This window comes from Bradyrhizobium niftali (genome assembly GCF_004571025.1).
Classification (GTDB): Bacteria; Pseudomonadota; Alphaproteobacteria; order Rhizobiales; family Xanthobacteraceae; genus Bradyrhizobium; species Bradyrhizobium niftali.
Window position 1 is genome coordinate 161,578 of record NZ_SPQT01000011.1, and the last position, 15,361, is coordinate 176,938.

Consider the following 15,361-nt stretch of genomic DNA (forward strand, 5'->3'; position numbering starts at 1 on the left):
CTGCAGGCTTTGGCGATGCGCTCGAGCGCGTCGCGAAAATTTCGTTCGGAGGTGGCGTAGGACAGGCCAACAGGAGGTGCAAGATCGAAAGGCTTCCCGCTCCCTGCGCAGGCGTCATGCCCGCCCCTGCCGTTTGCACTACCGCCCATTCGCCATGATGCGGCGGCAGTGATCGAGCGCCGCGCCGATCAGGTTGTCGCTCGCCTCCGGCGTGCGGAACGCCGAATGCGCCGACAGCGTCACGTTCGGCAGTTTCGTCAGCGGATGGCCTGGGGGCAGCGGCTCGACGGTGAAGACGTCGAGGCCGGCATGGGCGATGTGGCCCGAGCGCAGCGCATCACACATCGCGTCCTCGTCGACCACGGCGCCGCGCGCCGTGTTGATCAGGATGGCGCCGGGACGCATCTGCGCGATGCGCTCGCGCGACAGAAACCCCTTGGTCTCGTCGTTGAGGAGCAGATGCAGCGAGACGACGTGGCTGTCCGCGAGAAGCTTCTCCAGGGAGACGAATTCGACGCCGACATGCGTCTTCGGCGATCTGTTCCAGGCAATCACCTTCATGCCGCAGCCGAGCGCCATGCGCGCGGCTTCCGCCGCGATGCCGCCGAAGCCGATCAGGCCGAGCGTCTTGCCGGTGAGCTGCAGCGCGTCGCGGCGCAGCCAATTGCCCTCACGCATGCCGCGATCCATCTCTCCGAAGCTCTTTGCCGAGGCCCACATCAGGGCGATCGCGCATTCGGCGACGGCCGTGTCGCCATAGCCCTTGATGGTGTGAACGGAGATGCCGCGCTGGCCAAGCTCTTCCGGATTCATGTAGCTGCGCGCGCCGGTGCCGAGGAAGACGACGTGCTTCAAGGCAGGACATTTCGCGGCAATCGCCGTCGGCACCGCGGTATGGTCGACGATCATGATCTCCACGCCGTCAAGAAGGCCTGGCAGGTCGCCCGGAGTGATTGCGGGGTTGCGATTGATGCCGACCGGAAGGCTGTCCGCGCGCAGCAGTTTCTCGGTGACCGCGGCAAGGGTGTCATTGGCATCGACGAAGAGAGTGCGCACGGGCCTGTCTTTCCTGTCCAATTTAAAATACCGTATTGCATTTTAGTCTGAATACAGAAATAGTCCAGACGCCGGGTTCGAATGTCCAAAAGCGACTGCCCAGGAGAACTGCCATGAATCGCAGGGACGCACTCACCACTGTCGCCCTCGCCGGAGCCGCGATCGCCGCAACCGGTTCGGCCAAAGCCGACACCGCGCCGGGCTCGACGCTCGAACGGATCAAGAAGAGCGGTGTGCTGCGGATCGCCGTCATCGCCGGCCAGGATCCCTACTTCCACAAGGACCTCACAACCAATCAATGGTCGGGCGCCTGCATCGACATGGCGAACGACATCGCCGGCAAGCTCGGTGCCAAGGTCGAGACGCTGGAATCGACTTGGGGCAACCAGATCCTGGATCTCCAGGCCGAGAAGATCGACCTTGCCTTCGCCGTGAACCCGACACCGGAGCGCTCACTGGTCATCGACTTTTCCACCCCCATCCTGGTGCACTCCTTCACCGTCATCACCAAGAAGGGTTTTGCCAAGCCGCAAACCTGGGCGGAGCTGAACAAGCCCGAGGTCAAGATCGCCGTCGACATCGGCTCGACCCACGAGACGATCGCGCGCCGCTATTGCTCGAAGGCGACGATCCTCGGCTTCAAGGAGCGCAACGAGGCGATCCTCGCGGTCGCCACCGGACGCGCGGACTGCAACATTTCGCTGGCGGTGCTTTCGGTCGCGACCTTGAAGAAGAACCCGACGCTCGGTGAGCTCGCGGTGCCACGTCCGCTGCTCACGCTGCCGACCAACATGGGCATCCGCGCCGAAAGCGACCGGCGCTACAAGGACTTCCTCAGCGCCTGGGCCGACTACAACCGCTCGCTGGGCCAGACCCGCGAATGGATGTTGAAGGGCTTCGAAGCCGTCGGTCTCGGCGCGGACGACATTCCCGGCGAAGTGCAGTTCTGACGGCTTCGTCGTTCGGGTTGCCGCGCTCCCGGTTTCCGTGGAAACTGGCGGGAGAAACAGTGATGCTCGAGCGCATGCCGCCCCCATCGAAGCGCACCAACGACCCCGAGCGTACCAAGCGCGACATCCTCGAAGTGGCGATGGCCGAATTCGCCTCGGAGGGCTATTCCGGCGCCCGCGTCGATGCGATCGCGGCGCGAATGCGCACGTCGAAGCGGATGATCTATTACTATTTCGGCGGCAAGGAGCAGCTCTACCTCGCGGTTCTGGAGGAGGCCTATCGCAGCATCCGCGCGCTCGAGGATCAGCTCGACATCGAAAGCTGCGAGGCGCGCGAGGGATTGCGCCGGCTGATCGAGGCGACCTTCGACCATGACGAGCGCAATCCGAACTTCATCCGCCTCGTCTCGATCGAGAACATCCATCACGGCAAGCACCTGAAGCAGAACCTGCAACTGCGCCAGCTCAACGCCAGCGTGATCGCGACGCTCGACGGCATCCTCAGGCGCGGCCGCACTGAGGGCGTCTTCCGCGACGACGTCGACGCCATCGACCTGCACCTGGCCATCAGCTCCTATTGCTTCTTCCGCGTCGCCAACCGCCACACCTTCGGCGCCCTGTTCGACCGCGACCTCAGCGAGCCCAGGGTGCTGGCGAAGAGCCGGACGCAGATCGTGGAGATGATTTTGGCGTGGCTGGCGGCGAAGGCCTAGCGACTCCACACACGCGCTGTCATGCCCCGGCTTGACCGGGGCATCCAGTACGCCGCAGCCTATCGAGGAATCACTACGTCTCTGGAATACTGGATCACCCGCCTTCGCGGGTGATGACACCGAGAGCGGAGTAGCAGCCCCCTCACCCACTCCGCTTCTGCCGCGTGCTCGCCAGCAGCACCAGCATGAAGGAGGCCGCCGTCATCAGCGTCGAGATCGCGGCAATCGTCGGGTCGATCTCGTCGCGGAGCGCGGTGAACATGCGCTTGGTCAGCGGCTGGTATTGGCCGCCGGAGATGAACAGCGCGACGATGGTCTCGTCCATCGCCGAGATGAAGGCGAAGATGCCGCCGGCAACCACGCTGGACTTGATCTGCGGCAGCGTCACCGCGAAGAAGCTGCGCAGGCGGTTCATGCCGAGGCTGCGCGCCACCATCTCCTGCGCCGGATCGAAGCTCTGGAGCCCCGCAAGCACGGAAATGACCACATATGGCAGGCCCAGCATCACGTTCGCCAGCACGAGGCCCGGCAGGGTCGCGACCAGGCCGACCTTGGCATAGACGAAGAAGATGCCGACGGCGGTGATGATGATCGGCACCACCAGCGGCAGCAGCAGCGCCATGTGGATGATCCGCATGATGCGCAGCTTCGACTGGCTGATCGCATAGGCGGCGGCAACCCCGAGCGGCGTTGCGATGACCACGGTGAAAAACGCGACCGTCAGCGTCACCCGCGTCGCCTGCATCCAGGCCGGGTTGGCGAAATATTGCTCGTACCAGCGCAACGAGAAGGACGGCGGCGGGAAGGTCAGGAAGCGCGCGCTGGAGAAGGAGATCGGCGCGATGATCAGCACCGGCAGGATCAGATAGACCAGCACCAGCGCGCTGATCACGTAGAGGACGATCCGTGCGGGGGACAATCGCGTCATTTCTGCCCCAATATGCGATCGAGCGAGATGAAGCGGCTGACGACGAGGAAGATCAGGAGCACGCTGACGAGCAGCACCACGGCGACGGCGCTCGCCGCGCCGAACTGGTTGTAGAGCTCGACATTGCGGCTCACCAGCATCGACACCATTACGGTGCGGCCGCCGCCAAGCAATTCCGGCGTGATGTAGAAGCCGAGGCAGAGCACGAACACCATGGTGCAGCCCGCGAGCACGCCCGGCAGCGACAGCGGCAGGAAGACGCGGACGAAGGTCAGCGACGGGCTGGCCCCCAGGCTGGCGCCGGCCTGCATCAGATCGCCGGGAATCTTCTGCATGGTGGCATAGAGCGGCAGCACCATGAACGGCAGCAGGATGTGCACGGTCGCCACCACCGTGCCGAAGGTGTTGTGCACCAGCGCGAGCGGCTCGGAGATCACATCGAGGTAACGCAAGAGCTGGTTGATCACGCCGGTGCGCTGGAGCAGCGCCAGCCACGCATAGGCGCGGACCAGCACGCTGGTCCAGAACGGCAGCACGACCAGCGAAAGGATGAGGATGCTCCACCCTTTCGGCACAGAGTTGGCGAGGTACGCCACGGGATAGCCGAGCAGCAGCGCGATTCCGGTGACCGCGAGGCTGATCTCGAAGGTCAGCGCAAAGCTGCGCCAGTAGATGTCTTCGGTGAAGACGCGGCGATAGTTCTCCAGCGTGAAGCCGTCATGGTAGATCGACTGCCAGGCCAGCCAGCCGACCGGCAGCACGATCAGAGCCAGGATCACCAGCAGCGCCGGCGATACCAATGCCAGCATCAGGCCGTGCTCGCGGCGCTGATGCTTTTGGGAGGGATCTGGCACTGTTATCGTCAACGCTGCCTCGCTTCGCTTAGCTCTACGCCTACTTCTGCATGAACGATGCCCAGCGCTTCTCGGCCGCCTCGCCGGCCGGCGACGACCACCAGGCGTAGGACATCAGCGCCTGCTTGGCCGCGTTGGCGGGCTCGCTCGGCAATTGCGCCGCCCGCTCGGCCTTGATCACGTTGGTCTCGAACGCCTTGGGATTGCCCGGGCCGTAGTCGATGTGCAGCGGCAGATTGGCCTGGTGCACGGGATCGACGGCCTCGTTGAGGAATTTCACCGCCGTCTCGAGATTCGGCGCGCCCTTGAGGATGCAGAGCGAGGTGCTCTGAAGGATGCCCTGGTTGTAGGTGAAGGACACCTTGGCGCCCTCCTTGGCCACCGCGCTGACGCGGCCGTTCCAGGCCATCTCCATGTCGACTTCGCCGTCATTGAGAAGCTGCGCCGACTGCGCGCCCGACGTCCACCACACCGTGATGTGCGGCTTGATCTCTTCCAGCTTCTTGAAGGCGCGATCGACGTCGAGCGGGTAGAGCTTGTCGGGTGCGACGCCGTCGGCCATCAGCGCCGCTTCCAGCGTGGCGATGGGGTGATTGCGCAGCGCGCGGCGGCCGGGGAATTTCTTGACGTCCCAGAAATCGATCCAGCTGTTCGGCGCGTCCTTCGGGAACGTCTTCTGGCTGTAGGCGAGCACGCTGGAATAGAACTCGTAGGACACCGAATAGGGACTGCGATAGGCCTCCGGCATCGCCGCGGCGTTCGGGATCTTCGAGAAGTCGAGCTTCTCGATCAGCCCCTGCTCGCCGCCGCGCAGGCAATAGCCCGTCGGGGTGTCGACGACATCCCAGATTGGCTTGCCGCTGCCGACCTGGGTCTTGATCGCGGGCCAGGCATCGGGAATGGAGTCCTGGTTGATGGTGATGCCGAGCTTCTTGGCGGAGGGATCGAGGATCGCCACCGTCTGCGCCTGCTGATAGGCGCCGCCTTGCGAGACGAAGGTGATCTGCTCGGCCGCGCTGGCCGCCGTGCCGCCAAACGCGATCGCGCCCAACAGGGCGTAGCCCAATGCAGAATTCTGTTTCGTCGTCATCCTCGCCTCCTCCATCGCCAAAGTGATCTCACTGACCAATCGCATCGAGAAACTGGTACCAGCCGGCGACCATGCGCACGGCGGGCTCGCGCAGCGGATAGAACGGAATCGCCTTCATGCGCCGCGCGTCGAGCAGACCGACATCCGGCGTCTCACCGCGCACAAAGGCAGCAAGATAGCGCCCCATCAGGCTCGACATCGCAACGCCGGCGCCGTTGTAGCCCATCGAGAACAGCGTGCGGTCATCGAGCCGGCCGATATGCGGTACCGAGTCCAGCGTCATGGCGACGAGGCCCGACCATTTGTAGGCGAGCGGCACCTCAGTGAGATCAGGGAAGATGCCGACCATCGCCTTGCGCAAGGCGTCGAACGCGGCTTCGGAGTCCTCTTTGCCGAACGCGCCGCGGCCGCCAAAAATGACGCGGTTGTCGACCATGCGGAACCAGCGCATCATGCGCTTGGTCTCGGTATAGGTGCGCCCGGTCGGCATCAGCTTTCCGGCGAGATTGCGCGGCAGTTTTTCCGTTGCGACCATGGCGCTGCGGAACGGGATCAGCGTGCGCTGCATCTGCGCGGTGGCGCTGGTGAGATCGGAATAGCTGTTGGTGGCGATGATGACCTGCTTCGCGCGCACGGCGCCATTCGGCGTCTCCGCGACGATGCCGCCCTGCTCTCGCCTCAGCTTGAGCACCGGCGATTCCTGGAAAATGGAGACACCGCGGCGCGCCACGCCGTCGGCGAGGCCGCGCAAATAGTTCAGCGGATGAATACCGCCCGAGCCGGGATTGAGCACACCACCGACGAAGATGTCCGAGCCGGTCTCCTCGCGCACCCCGCGCTTGTCGAGGATGCGGACCTCCACATCGCCCATCTCGCGCGTCATCCAATTGGCTTCGTCGATCGCGGCCCTCAAGGTCGTCTCGTTATGCGCGGCCTTGACCTGGCCTGCGCGCGTCAACGCGGCGCTGGTGATGCCGAACTCGGACACCAGCTCCTCGACGATGTCGGTGGATTCATGCGCGATCTCGTACATGCGCCGCGCCATGGTGCGGCCATGCACGGCGTCGATCTCGCGAAACGACAGGCGGAACTTTGCCGTGATCACCCCGCCATTGCGCCCGCTCGCGCCCCAGCCGGGGCGGTTGGCCTCGAGCACGACAGGGGCAAGCCCGCTTTTGGCGATGTGGTGCGCTGCGGACAGGCCCGTGTAGCCCGCACCGATGATCACCACGTCAGCCTGCTGCTCGCCCGACAGGACCGGAAATTCGCGCGCCGATTCCGCCGTGGCTTCCCACAGCGAATTGGCCGATGGCAGCGCGCTCCAGTTCCGTGTCATGCTGCCACTCATGCGTTACGCCGCCGGCCCAATGGCGGCGTCGGCGAGCGCCTTCAGCGTCGGGAAATGGAAGTCCGGCTTGGTCAGCGTCTCCACCGCCGGCGTGCCACCGAAACCGGCGATGCCCTGGCGGCGCTCGATCCAGCACACCTTGTAGCCAAGCTTCCGCGCGATCCCGATGTCGTGGTACTGGCTCTGCGCGACGTGGAGGATGTCGGACTGCTTGTAGCCGAAGGCCGACTGGCGGCCCTTGTTGTAGGCGAAGAATTCCGGGTTCGGCTTGGCAACGCCGGTGTCGTCGGCGCAGACGGTGTCGTCGAAGGGATTGCCGAGCGCGTGCGCGTAACACGAGAGCGCGACGCGGTCCGCATTGGTCATCGCAACCAGACGGAATTTCGTGCGCAGGCGCCTCAAGGCCTCGACCGAATCCGCGAACGGGCCCCAGCGCAGCACCGAGAGCTGGAAGACGTCGCAGGACGCATCGTCGGAAGGCAATCCGAGCTCCTTGGCGAGATGGCGGTAGACGTGGAACATCGCCTCGCTGGAGCGCTCATAGTGCTTGTCCCGGCCGCGCTTGTAGGGTTCGAAGATCTGCTCGTCGCTGAGCTCGGCTGGCGACTTGCCCGAGATCTTGCGCACCGCGGAGAGCACGCCGGTCTCGAAATCGATCAAGGTGCCGACGACGTCGAAGGTGAGGACCTTGAAATTGCTGAACGCGGCTTGGGACGACATTTTGGTCTCTTCTCTCGGGTTGGACTGGGCTTAAGTTCAGTCCCCCACCCTGGGCACGACGATGGTGTCCTCGGGGTGGAGGGTGACGGTGAGGTTGCCGCCGAGCGGCGGGATGCGGCTGTAGGCCTGGTGGTAGCTCGGCTGGCGTAGGCTGAGCGCGATGCCGCCTTCGAGCGCCAGGAAAATGCGCAGGCTTTCGCCCTGGTAGACGATGTCGGTGACGGTGCCGCTGAGCCGGTTGCAGGCGGCATCCTGCGCGCCGTCGTCGATCAGCAGCTTCTCGCTGTGCACGGCCAGCATCAGGGCATCGCCGTCGGGAATGGCGCGGGCACTGCGCAACAGGGCGTTGCCGAGCGCGACGCTGGAGGCATCGACGCGGCGGACCGGCAACATCGTCGCCTCGCCGATGAAGCTTGCGACGAAGGAATCGGCGGGATGGTCGTGCAGGCGCGCCGGCTCGTCGATCTGGATCAGCCGGCCGTCCTTCATCACGGCGACGCGGTCGCTCATGGTCAGCGCCTCGCGCTGGTCGTGGGTGACGTAGATGATGGTGGCGCCGATGCGCCGGTGCAGCGCACGCAGCTCGATCTGCATGGATTCGCGGAGCTGCTTGTCGAGCGCGGAGAGCGGCTCGTCCATCAGGATCAGCCGCGGCTCGAAGATCATGGCGCGTGCGAGCGCCACGCGCTGGCGCTGGCCGCCGGAGAGCTGCGCGATGCCGCGTTCCTCGTAGCCGGCAAGGCCGACCATCGCCAGCGCGGCGCGCACCTTGTCCGGCCAGCTCGCCTTCGGCAGGCGGCGCGCGCGCAAGGGGAAGGCGACGTTCTCGCCGACGCTCATGTGCGGGAACAGCGCGTAGTTCTGGAACACGACGCCGATGTCGCGCTTGTGCGGCGGCATGTAAGTGACGTCGCGGCCGCCGAACAGGATGGTGCCTGACGATGGCAGGATGAAGCCGCCCAAAATGCCGAGCAGCGTGGTCTTGCCGGAACCGGAGGGGCCGAGCAGCGAGACGAACTCACCGGCGCCGACATTGAGGGACACGTCGTCGAGGGCGCGAACCGCGCCGTAAGCCTTGCTTGCGGACCTGATCTCGACGCTTTCCGCTCGTTTGTCCAACGATCGACCTCGCCATGTCCTGAGCTGGCGTGCCTCACTGCACGCCATAAGCCTGCTTTATAGACAGGGATTTGGAGCACTCCTGGTTGCAGCGTGCACTGCAACCAATCCTTCGCTCGAAGCCCCTGTCTTTGGGCTGTCATGCCAATGACACCAGACTTGGCAAAACTCAGCAATTGCCAAATTCTCACCGCGCCCATAACATGGCGTTATGCCCGAGCTGCGCCGGATGCTGCCCTCCAGTAACGCCCTGTTCGTCTTCGACGCAGCGGCGCGCAATGGCAGCTTCACGGCTGCTGCCGCCGAACTGAACGTCACGCAACCGGCAGTGAGCCGCATGCTCGGACAGTTCGAGGAGCATCTCGGCGTCCGCCTGTTCGATCGCACGGCTGGCCGCGCGGTGCTCACCGAGGAGGGCGAGCTCTTGTATCGCCGCGTGCTCGAAGGCTTTCGCAGTATCGAGAGCGGCCTCGTCGAGATCGAGCGGCGCCGCAAGGGCACCGAGACGGTGACGCTGTCGGTCTCCTCCGCCTTCACCACGCATTGGCTGATGCCGCGCATCGACAAGCTGCAGCGCCAGTTTCCTGAGGTCGATCTGCGCTTCCAGCTGATCTCCGGCGCGCTGCGCGGGCCGGTGGAGAATGTCGATCTCGGGATGCGCTTCCGCGACCGCGACGAGCCGTCATCCGGCGGCACGCTGGTGATGAAGGAAGTGATGCTGCCGATGTGCAGCCCCGCCTATCTCGGCGCGACCGATCCCGCCGAGGGCAACACCATCATCCGCCTCGCCGAGACGCCCGGCGACTGGGCCGCGGATTACGCATCGCTTCTCACCGGGCGCCGCGGCGCGGCCAAGGCGCTGAGCTTCACCGACTATGCCGTCGTGATGCAGGCTGCGCTGCTTGGCCAGGGCATCGCGCTGGGCTGGCTGACGGTCGCCTCGCACTGGCTCTTGACCGGCGCGCTGGTGCCGGCCTCCGACACGCTCACCACCACGCGCCGCATCTGCGAATTCCTGCCGCCGCGCAACCGGCCGATGCGCCCCATCGCCACCGAAATCCGCGACTGGATCATCGCGCAGATGAAAAGCGAGATCGCCGCGATCGACAAGCTCTATCCGAAGCTGGGCGCGATGGCGGCGTGCTATTAGTCGCCCCCTCTCCCCGCAAGCGGGGAGAGGCGAAGCGCGTCAACGATGCTCGATTGCCCTGATCGCGCCGCGGAGCTCGGCGAGGCCGCGCAGGCGGCCGATCGCGGTATAGCCGGGATTGGTGCGCTTGGTGGCGGCGAGATCGTCGAGCATGCGGTGGCCGTGATCGGGACGGAAGACGATTCTCTTGTCGGGTGCGCGCCGCGCGTTCTCCTTCAGCAGCGCCTTCAGCACCGCGACCATGTCGACATCGCCATCTAGATGGTCGGATTCGTAGAACGACAGGCCGTCGGCCTCGCGCTTGGTCGCGCGCAGATGCGCAAATGCAATGCGTGGGCCGAAGCGCTCGGCCATATCAGGCAGGTTGTTCTCAGGCCGCACGCCGAGCGAGCCCGTGCACAGGCAGATGCCGTTCGCCTTCGACGGCACGGCATCGAACAGCGCCTGGTAGTCGTCGGCGGTCGAGGCAATGCGCGGCAGGCCGAACAGCGGGCGTGGCGGATCGTCCGGATGCAGCGTCAGCGACACCCCGAGCTGCTCGGCCACCGGCGTCACGCGCGCAAGGAATTCGGCGAGATGCTGCCGCAGGATCTTTGGCGTGATATCGCGGTAGGTTTCCAGCCGGTCGCGGAATTGCGGGATGGTCATCGGCTCGGTGGTCGAGCCGGGCAGCGCGCTGGCGATCACCATGACGAGATAGTCGATATCGGCCTGGCTCATCTGGTCGAACAGCGTTTTGGCGCGCGCCTGCTGCTCCGGTGAATATTCCTGCGCGGCGGCCGGCCGCTTCAGGATGTGCAGCTCGAACGCGGCAAAGCGGTCCTGGTCGAAGCGCATGGCGCGGGCGCCGTTCGGCAGCTCCCATTCCAGATCGGTACGGCACCAGTCGACCACCGGCATGAAATTGTAGCAGATGATCTTGATGCCGGAAGCGGCCACCGCCTCCAGGCTCGCGATCCACGCTTCGATCGACTTCGTCGCCTTGCCCCCGAGCCGCTTGACATCGTCGGGGATCGGAATCGATTCCACCACCGACCAGGTCAGCGGCGAGCGACCGGGCTGACCGTTCTCGATGAAGTTCTTGCGCTCCTCGACCGCCTTGCGTGTCCAGGCCTCCCCGATCGGCACCTGATGCAGCGCCGAGACGATATCGCTCGCCCCGGCCTGCCTGACATCGTCGAGCGAGACCGGATCATCCGGCCCGTACCAGCGCCATCCCTCTAGCATGGTGAGTCTCTCCGATCAGTTCGCGGTCAGCACGACCTTGACGCTCTGCGAGCGGTCGAGCGCCAGCCGCAGCGCATCGGGCGCGGTCGAGAGCGGCCGCTCGGCGGTGACGAGCGACAGCACATCGACGCTGCCGGCGCCGATCAGTTCCACCGCCGTCATGAACTCGAAGCCGAAGCGGAACGAGCCACGCAGGTCGATCTCCTTCGCCATCACGGCGTTCGACGGCGTCGGGATCTGGCCACCCGGCAGATTGCCGATCTGCACCACAACGCCGCCACGCCTGACGATGCCGATCGCGCTGGCAAGGCCCGCGGCCGTGCCCGAGACCTCGAACGCGACGTCATAGGGGCGCGACGCCGCCTGCGCCTTCAGGCCCTCCTCGCCAGCCGAGACGTTCTCGACATGCGAAGCGCCGAGCCGGGTCGCGAAGGCGAGCGGGGCCGGCGCGATGTCGGCCACAGTGACGTCGGCCATGCCGGCACGGTGCGCGGCGAGCATGGTCAGAAGCCCGATCGGGCCGGCGCCGAAGATGATGCCGCGCTTGCCCTCGATATTGCCGGCACGCGCGACCGCGTGCAGGCAGACCGCGAGCGGCTCGGCCAGCGCCGCGGCCTGATAGGACACGTGGTCGGGAATCTTCACGCATTGCGCGGGGATCGCGTCGAAGTAGTTGGCGAAACCACCCTGCATGTGCGGCGTCTTCGAGGCCGAGCCCATGAAATAGATGTTTTCGCAGAGGTTCGGCCGGCCCTCGCGGCAGGCGACGCAATGGCCGCACCAGCGCGACGGATTGACGGCGACGCGGTCGCCGACCTTGAGGTTCGCGGCGGAACCCGAGATCTCCACGACCTCGCCCGAGATCTCGTGGCCAAGAACCAGCGGCGACTTCACAACGAAATCACCGGTGCGCGCGTGGCGGAAGTAATGCATGTCCGAGCCGCAGATGCCGCCGGCGCCGAAGCGGATGCGCACCATGCCTGATGCGAGCTTGTCGAGCGGATGCTCGATCATGCGCAGATCTTCGGGGCCGAACAGGGTTGCGGCGAGAGCAGTGGAGGTCATTTGGAGAGTCCCATGTATTTAGGCAGCCAGAGGGTCAGTTCGGGGATGTAGGTGATCGCGATCAGCGCGAGCATCAGCGGCACCAGCCAGGGCAGGATCGCCACCGTCGTACGCTCGACCGAGAGCTTGGCCACGCGGGCGAGCACGAACAGCACCATGCCGAGCGGCGGATGCAGCAGGCCGATCATCAGGTTCAGCGTCATGATCAGGCCGAAATGGATCGGATCGATGCCGAGCTTGAGCACGATCGGCAACAGGATCGGCACCAGAATGGTGATCGCCGCCGTGGTGTCGATGAAGCAACCGACGAACAGGATGAGGACATTGGCGAGCGCTAGGAACACCCATTTGTTGTGGGTGATGCTGAGCATCCAGTCCGAGAGCATCTGGGCTGCCTGCGACACCGTCAGCAGCCAGGCGAAGATCGACGCAGCCGTCACGATGAACAGCACCGAGGCCGTGGTCTCGATGGTGTCGAAAGTCGCCTTCGCCACCGTCTTCAGCGTCATGGTGCGGTAGCGCACGAGCCCGAGGAACAGCGACCAGATCACGGCAGCGACCGCGGCCTCGGTCGGCGTGAACCAGCCAAGCGTCATGCCGCCGATCAGGATCACCGGCGCCATCAGCGCCATCACCGCGGAGAAGTCGAAGTACCAGTCGATCGCGAGCAGCGCGCCGAGCCCGATGACCACCGCCATGTTGGTCGACATGCCGGCAACGACCATCAGCCAGATCGCGAGCGGGAAAGCCAGCACGATGGCGATCTCGAGCCCGGCCGAACCGAGCTGCGGCCAGGAGAACGGCGTATCGCTGCCCCATTTGTTCTTGTGCGCGAAGTAGGTGACGGTGGCCATCATCAGCAGCGTCATGACGATGCCGGGAATGACGCCCCCGAGGAACAGCGCGCCGATCGAGACGTTCGCCATCATGCCGTAGATCACGAAGGGCAGCGACGGCGGGATGATCGGGCCGAGCGTTGCGGACGCCGCGGTGACGCCGACCGAGAACTCGGTAGAGTAGCCGTGATCCTTCATCGCCTTGATCTCGATGGTGCCGAGACCGGCGGCATCCGCGATCGCGGTGCCGGACATGCCGGAGAAGATCACCGAGCCGATGATGTTGACGTGACCGAGGCCGCCGCGCATCCAGCCGACCAGCGCGACCGCGAACTTGTAGATGCGGCCGGTGACGCCGGCGATGTTCATGAGATTGCCGGCCAGGATGAAGAACGGCACCGCAAGCAGTGGAAAGCTCTCGACGCCGGCGATCATGCGCTGCGCCAACGTGACGTCGGGCGTCACGCCGCTGACCAAGATGTAGAGCAGCGACGACGCAGCCATGGCAATCGCCACGGGCACACCGAGCAGCATCAGGAGGAGAAAACCACCAAGCAACAGCAGCATGACCTTACCCTTCAAAACCGTCGTAGGCGCCGGGACGTTCGAGGATCGAATAGCCCTGTCGCAAATGTTGCAGCGCCACCTGCACCGAGCGCACGAACATCAGCACGAAGCCGGCCAGCACGGCGTAGTAGACGTAGTCCTTGGGAAGATTGATCGTGGTCATGGACTCGTCGCCGATGATCTGGATGTAGACCCAGACCAGCTTGATGGCGTAGCCGAAGAAGGCGATCCGGATCAGGTCGATGACCGTCGACAGCGCGCGCGCCACGAGATGCGGCAGATAGCGATAGATCAGATCGACCTGGATGTGCCGCGACAGCCTCACGCACATCGAGGCGCCGATGAAGACCACGCCGATCAGGCAGTAGGTCGCGATCTCCTCGGTCCAGGCATAGCTATCGTTGAGGACGTAGCGGGTGAAGAACTGCAGGAAGACGGCGAGCGCCATCACCCAGAAGATCGCCAGCGCCACCCAGTCCTCGAAAGCGTAGATGCCGAGATCAACCTTCGGCGCCGCCTCCTCCTCGAAGGTGTGGGCGATCTCGTCCGCGGTGATCTGCCGGTGTATTTCGGCGGTCGACATGGGGTTACTCCTAGGGACTTGAACGTCGTTCCGGGGCGACGCGTCAGCGTCGAACCCGGAACCTCGAGATTCCGGGTTCTCGCTTCGCGAGCCCCGGAATGACGGCGTGAATTACTTGACCGCCTGAATCCGTTCCCAATCCGCCTTGCGATAGCCGAACGTCTCGAACGCGACGTTCTTCAGTACGGTGTCGCGGAACTCGTTCTTGTCGACCTCGGTCACGGTCAGGCCCTTCTCCTTGAAGAAGGCGACCAGCTTGGCCTCGTTCTGCTTGATCTCCGCGGTCGCCTTGGCGGCGGCCTCCTGCGCCACGTCGGTGAAGATCTTCTTGTCTTCGTCGCTCAGCTTCTTCCAGAGCGCACCCGCCACCACCGTATTGAGGTGGTCGACGATGTGGCCGGTCAGCACGATGTGCTTCTGCACCTCGTAGAACTTCTTGGCCTCGATCGTGGTCAGCGGATTCTCCTGTGCCTCGACGGTGCCGTTCTGCAGCGCGAGATAGACTTCGGCGAACGCGATCGGCGCGGTGTTGGCGCCGCAGGCGCGCGGCATCGCGAGATAGGCAGGAACGTCGGGCACGCGCATCTTCAGGCCCTTGAGGTCGGCGCAGCTCTTGATCGGCTTGTTCGACGAGGTCTGGCGCACGCCGTAATAGGTCACGGCGACGATGTGGTGGCCGCTCTTGTCCTCATAACCCTTGGCGAGTTCCTTGAAGATGTCGCTCTTGGTGTAGGCCAGAAGATGATCGGCATCGCGGAAGGTGTAGGGATAGTAGGTCACGCCGATCGGCGCGAAGCTCTTGGCCGCGAAGCTGGAGCCGGAGATGATGATGTCGACCGAGCCGAGCGAGAGGCCCTGGTTGATGTCGGCTTCCTTGCCGAGCTGGGACGCAGGATAGACGTCGACCGCATAACGCCCGTTGGTGCGCTTGCCGATCTCCTGCGCGGCCCAGACCGAAGCGGTGTGGAACGGCTCTGAGGTCTCGTAGACATGGGCCCATTTGAGCTTGGTCTGCGCCATGCCGGCATGGGTCGTCGCAAACATCGCCGCGGCCGAGACCGCGAGCATCATCGTCATCTTCTTCAACACTGACTTTTCCTCCATCGTTCAAGTCTGCTTCTTGTTCGCCCGCCTCCAAGGAATGCGGGCCGCCCA

Annotated in this window: 15 protein-coding genes; 3 read left to right on the plus strand and 12 right to left on the minus strand. The window is 64.8% G+C overall.

What is annotated here, in order from left to right; genetic code table 11:
• Window positions 1–138: 138 nt before the first annotated feature.
• Window positions 139–1,056 carry an NAD(P)-dependent oxidoreductase gene (locus E4K65_RS20495; protein ID WP_135175705.1) on the minus strand — a complete coding sequence of 306 codons (918 nt, stop codon included), beginning with the start codon at window positions 1,054–1,056 and terminating at the stop codon, window positions 139–141.
• Between the two features lie 113 nt (window positions 1,057–1,169).
• On the opposite strand from E4K65_RS20495, the gene E4K65_RS20500 reads away from it, so the two are divergent.
• Entirely contained in the window at window positions 1,170–2,006 is an 837-nt protein-coding gene (locus E4K65_RS20500) for a transporter substrate-binding domain-containing protein (RefSeq protein ID WP_135175706.1), read from the plus strand.
• Between the two features lie 62 nt (window positions 2,007–2,068).
• Complete coding sequence (locus tag E4K65_RS20505; protein ID WP_135175707.1) at window positions 2,069–2,719, plus strand: TetR/AcrR family transcriptional regulator; 651 nt, start codon at window positions 2,069–2,071, stop codon at window positions 2,717–2,719.
• Window positions 2,720–2,861: 142 nt separating this feature from the next.
• Here the strand turns inward: E4K65_RS20505 and E4K65_RS20510 are convergent, their stop codons facing one another.
• From E4K65_RS20510 to E4K65_RS20535, 6 genes are all read right to left on the minus strand, one after another.
• Window positions 2,862–3,647: an ABC transporter permease gene (locus E4K65_RS20510; protein ID WP_135175708.1), complete on the minus strand. Its 786-nt coding sequence runs from the start codon at window positions 3,645–3,647 to the stop codon at window positions 2,862–2,864.
• On the minus strand, window positions 3,644–4,456 hold the full coding sequence (locus tag E4K65_RS20515) for an ABC transporter permease (protein WP_135175775.1): 813 nt from the start codon (window positions 4,454–4,456) through the stop codon (window positions 3,644–3,646). The genes E4K65_RS20510 and E4K65_RS20515 overlap by 4 nt, the downstream gene beginning before the upstream one ends.
• A gap of 85 nt (window positions 4,457–4,541) precedes the next feature.
• The gene (locus E4K65_RS20520; RefSeq protein ID WP_167770974.1) at window positions 4,542–5,591 is read right to left on the minus strand and encodes an ABC transporter substrate-binding protein; all 1,050 of its coding nucleotides are present in this window, start codon (window positions 5,589–5,591) and stop codon (window positions 4,542–4,544) included.
• Window positions 5,592–5,619: 28 nt separating this feature from the next.
• On the minus strand, window positions 5,620–6,927 hold the full coding sequence (locus E4K65_RS20525; RefSeq protein WP_167770975.1) for an NAD(P)/FAD-dependent oxidoreductase: 1,308 nt from the start codon (window positions 6,925–6,927) through the stop codon (window positions 5,620–5,622).
• Between the two features lie 15 nt (window positions 6,928–6,942).
• On the minus strand, window positions 6,943–7,659 hold the full coding sequence (locus E4K65_RS20530; RefSeq protein ID WP_135175711.1) for an HAD family hydrolase: 717 nt from the start codon (window positions 7,657–7,659) through the stop codon (window positions 6,943–6,945).
• 36 nt (window positions 7,660–7,695) lie between these two features.
• Entirely contained in the window at window positions 7,696–8,778 is a 1,083-nt protein-coding gene (locus E4K65_RS20535; RefSeq protein ID WP_167770976.1) for an ABC transporter ATP-binding protein, read from the minus strand.
• Window positions 8,779–8,989: 211 nt separating this feature from the next.
• Here E4K65_RS20535 and E4K65_RS20540 point away from each other — a divergent pair, with 211 nt between their 5' ends.
• Window positions 8,990–9,928 carry a LysR family transcriptional regulator gene (locus tag E4K65_RS20540; protein WP_135175713.1) on the plus strand — a complete coding sequence of 313 codons (939 nt, stop codon included), beginning with the start codon at window positions 8,990–8,992 and terminating at the stop codon, window positions 9,926–9,928.
• Between the two features lie 39 nt (window positions 9,929–9,967).
• Here the strand turns inward: E4K65_RS20540 and uxuA are convergent, their stop codons facing one another.
• From uxuA to E4K65_RS20565, 5 genes are all read right to left on the minus strand, one after another.
• Complete coding sequence (gene uxuA, locus E4K65_RS20545; protein ID WP_135175714.1) at window positions 9,968–11,155, minus strand: mannonate dehydratase; 1,188 nt, start codon at window positions 11,153–11,155, stop codon at window positions 9,968–9,970.
• A gap of 15 nt (window positions 11,156–11,170) precedes the next feature.
• The gene (locus E4K65_RS20550; RefSeq protein WP_135175715.1) at window positions 11,171–12,220 is read right to left on the minus strand and encodes an L-idonate 5-dehydrogenase; all 1,050 of its coding nucleotides are present in this window, start codon (window positions 12,218–12,220) and stop codon (window positions 11,171–11,173) included.
• On the minus strand, window positions 12,217–13,623 hold the full coding sequence (locus tag E4K65_RS20555; RefSeq protein ID WP_027546146.1) for a TRAP transporter large permease: 1,407 nt from the start codon (window positions 13,621–13,623) through the stop codon (window positions 12,217–12,219). Before E4K65_RS20555 ends, E4K65_RS20550 begins: the two co-directional genes overlap by 4 nt.
• 4 nt (window positions 13,624–13,627) lie before the next feature.
• Window positions 13,628–14,206: a TRAP transporter small permease gene (locus E4K65_RS20560; RefSeq protein ID WP_135175716.1), complete on the minus strand. Its 579-nt coding sequence runs from the start codon at window positions 14,204–14,206 to the stop codon at window positions 13,628–13,630.
• Between the two features lie 111 nt (window positions 14,207–14,317).
• Entirely contained in the window at window positions 14,318–15,277 is a 960-nt protein-coding gene (locus tag E4K65_RS20565) for a sialic acid TRAP transporter substrate-binding protein SiaP (RefSeq protein ID WP_167770995.1), read from the minus strand.
• Window positions 15,278–15,361: the final 84 nt, after the last annotated feature.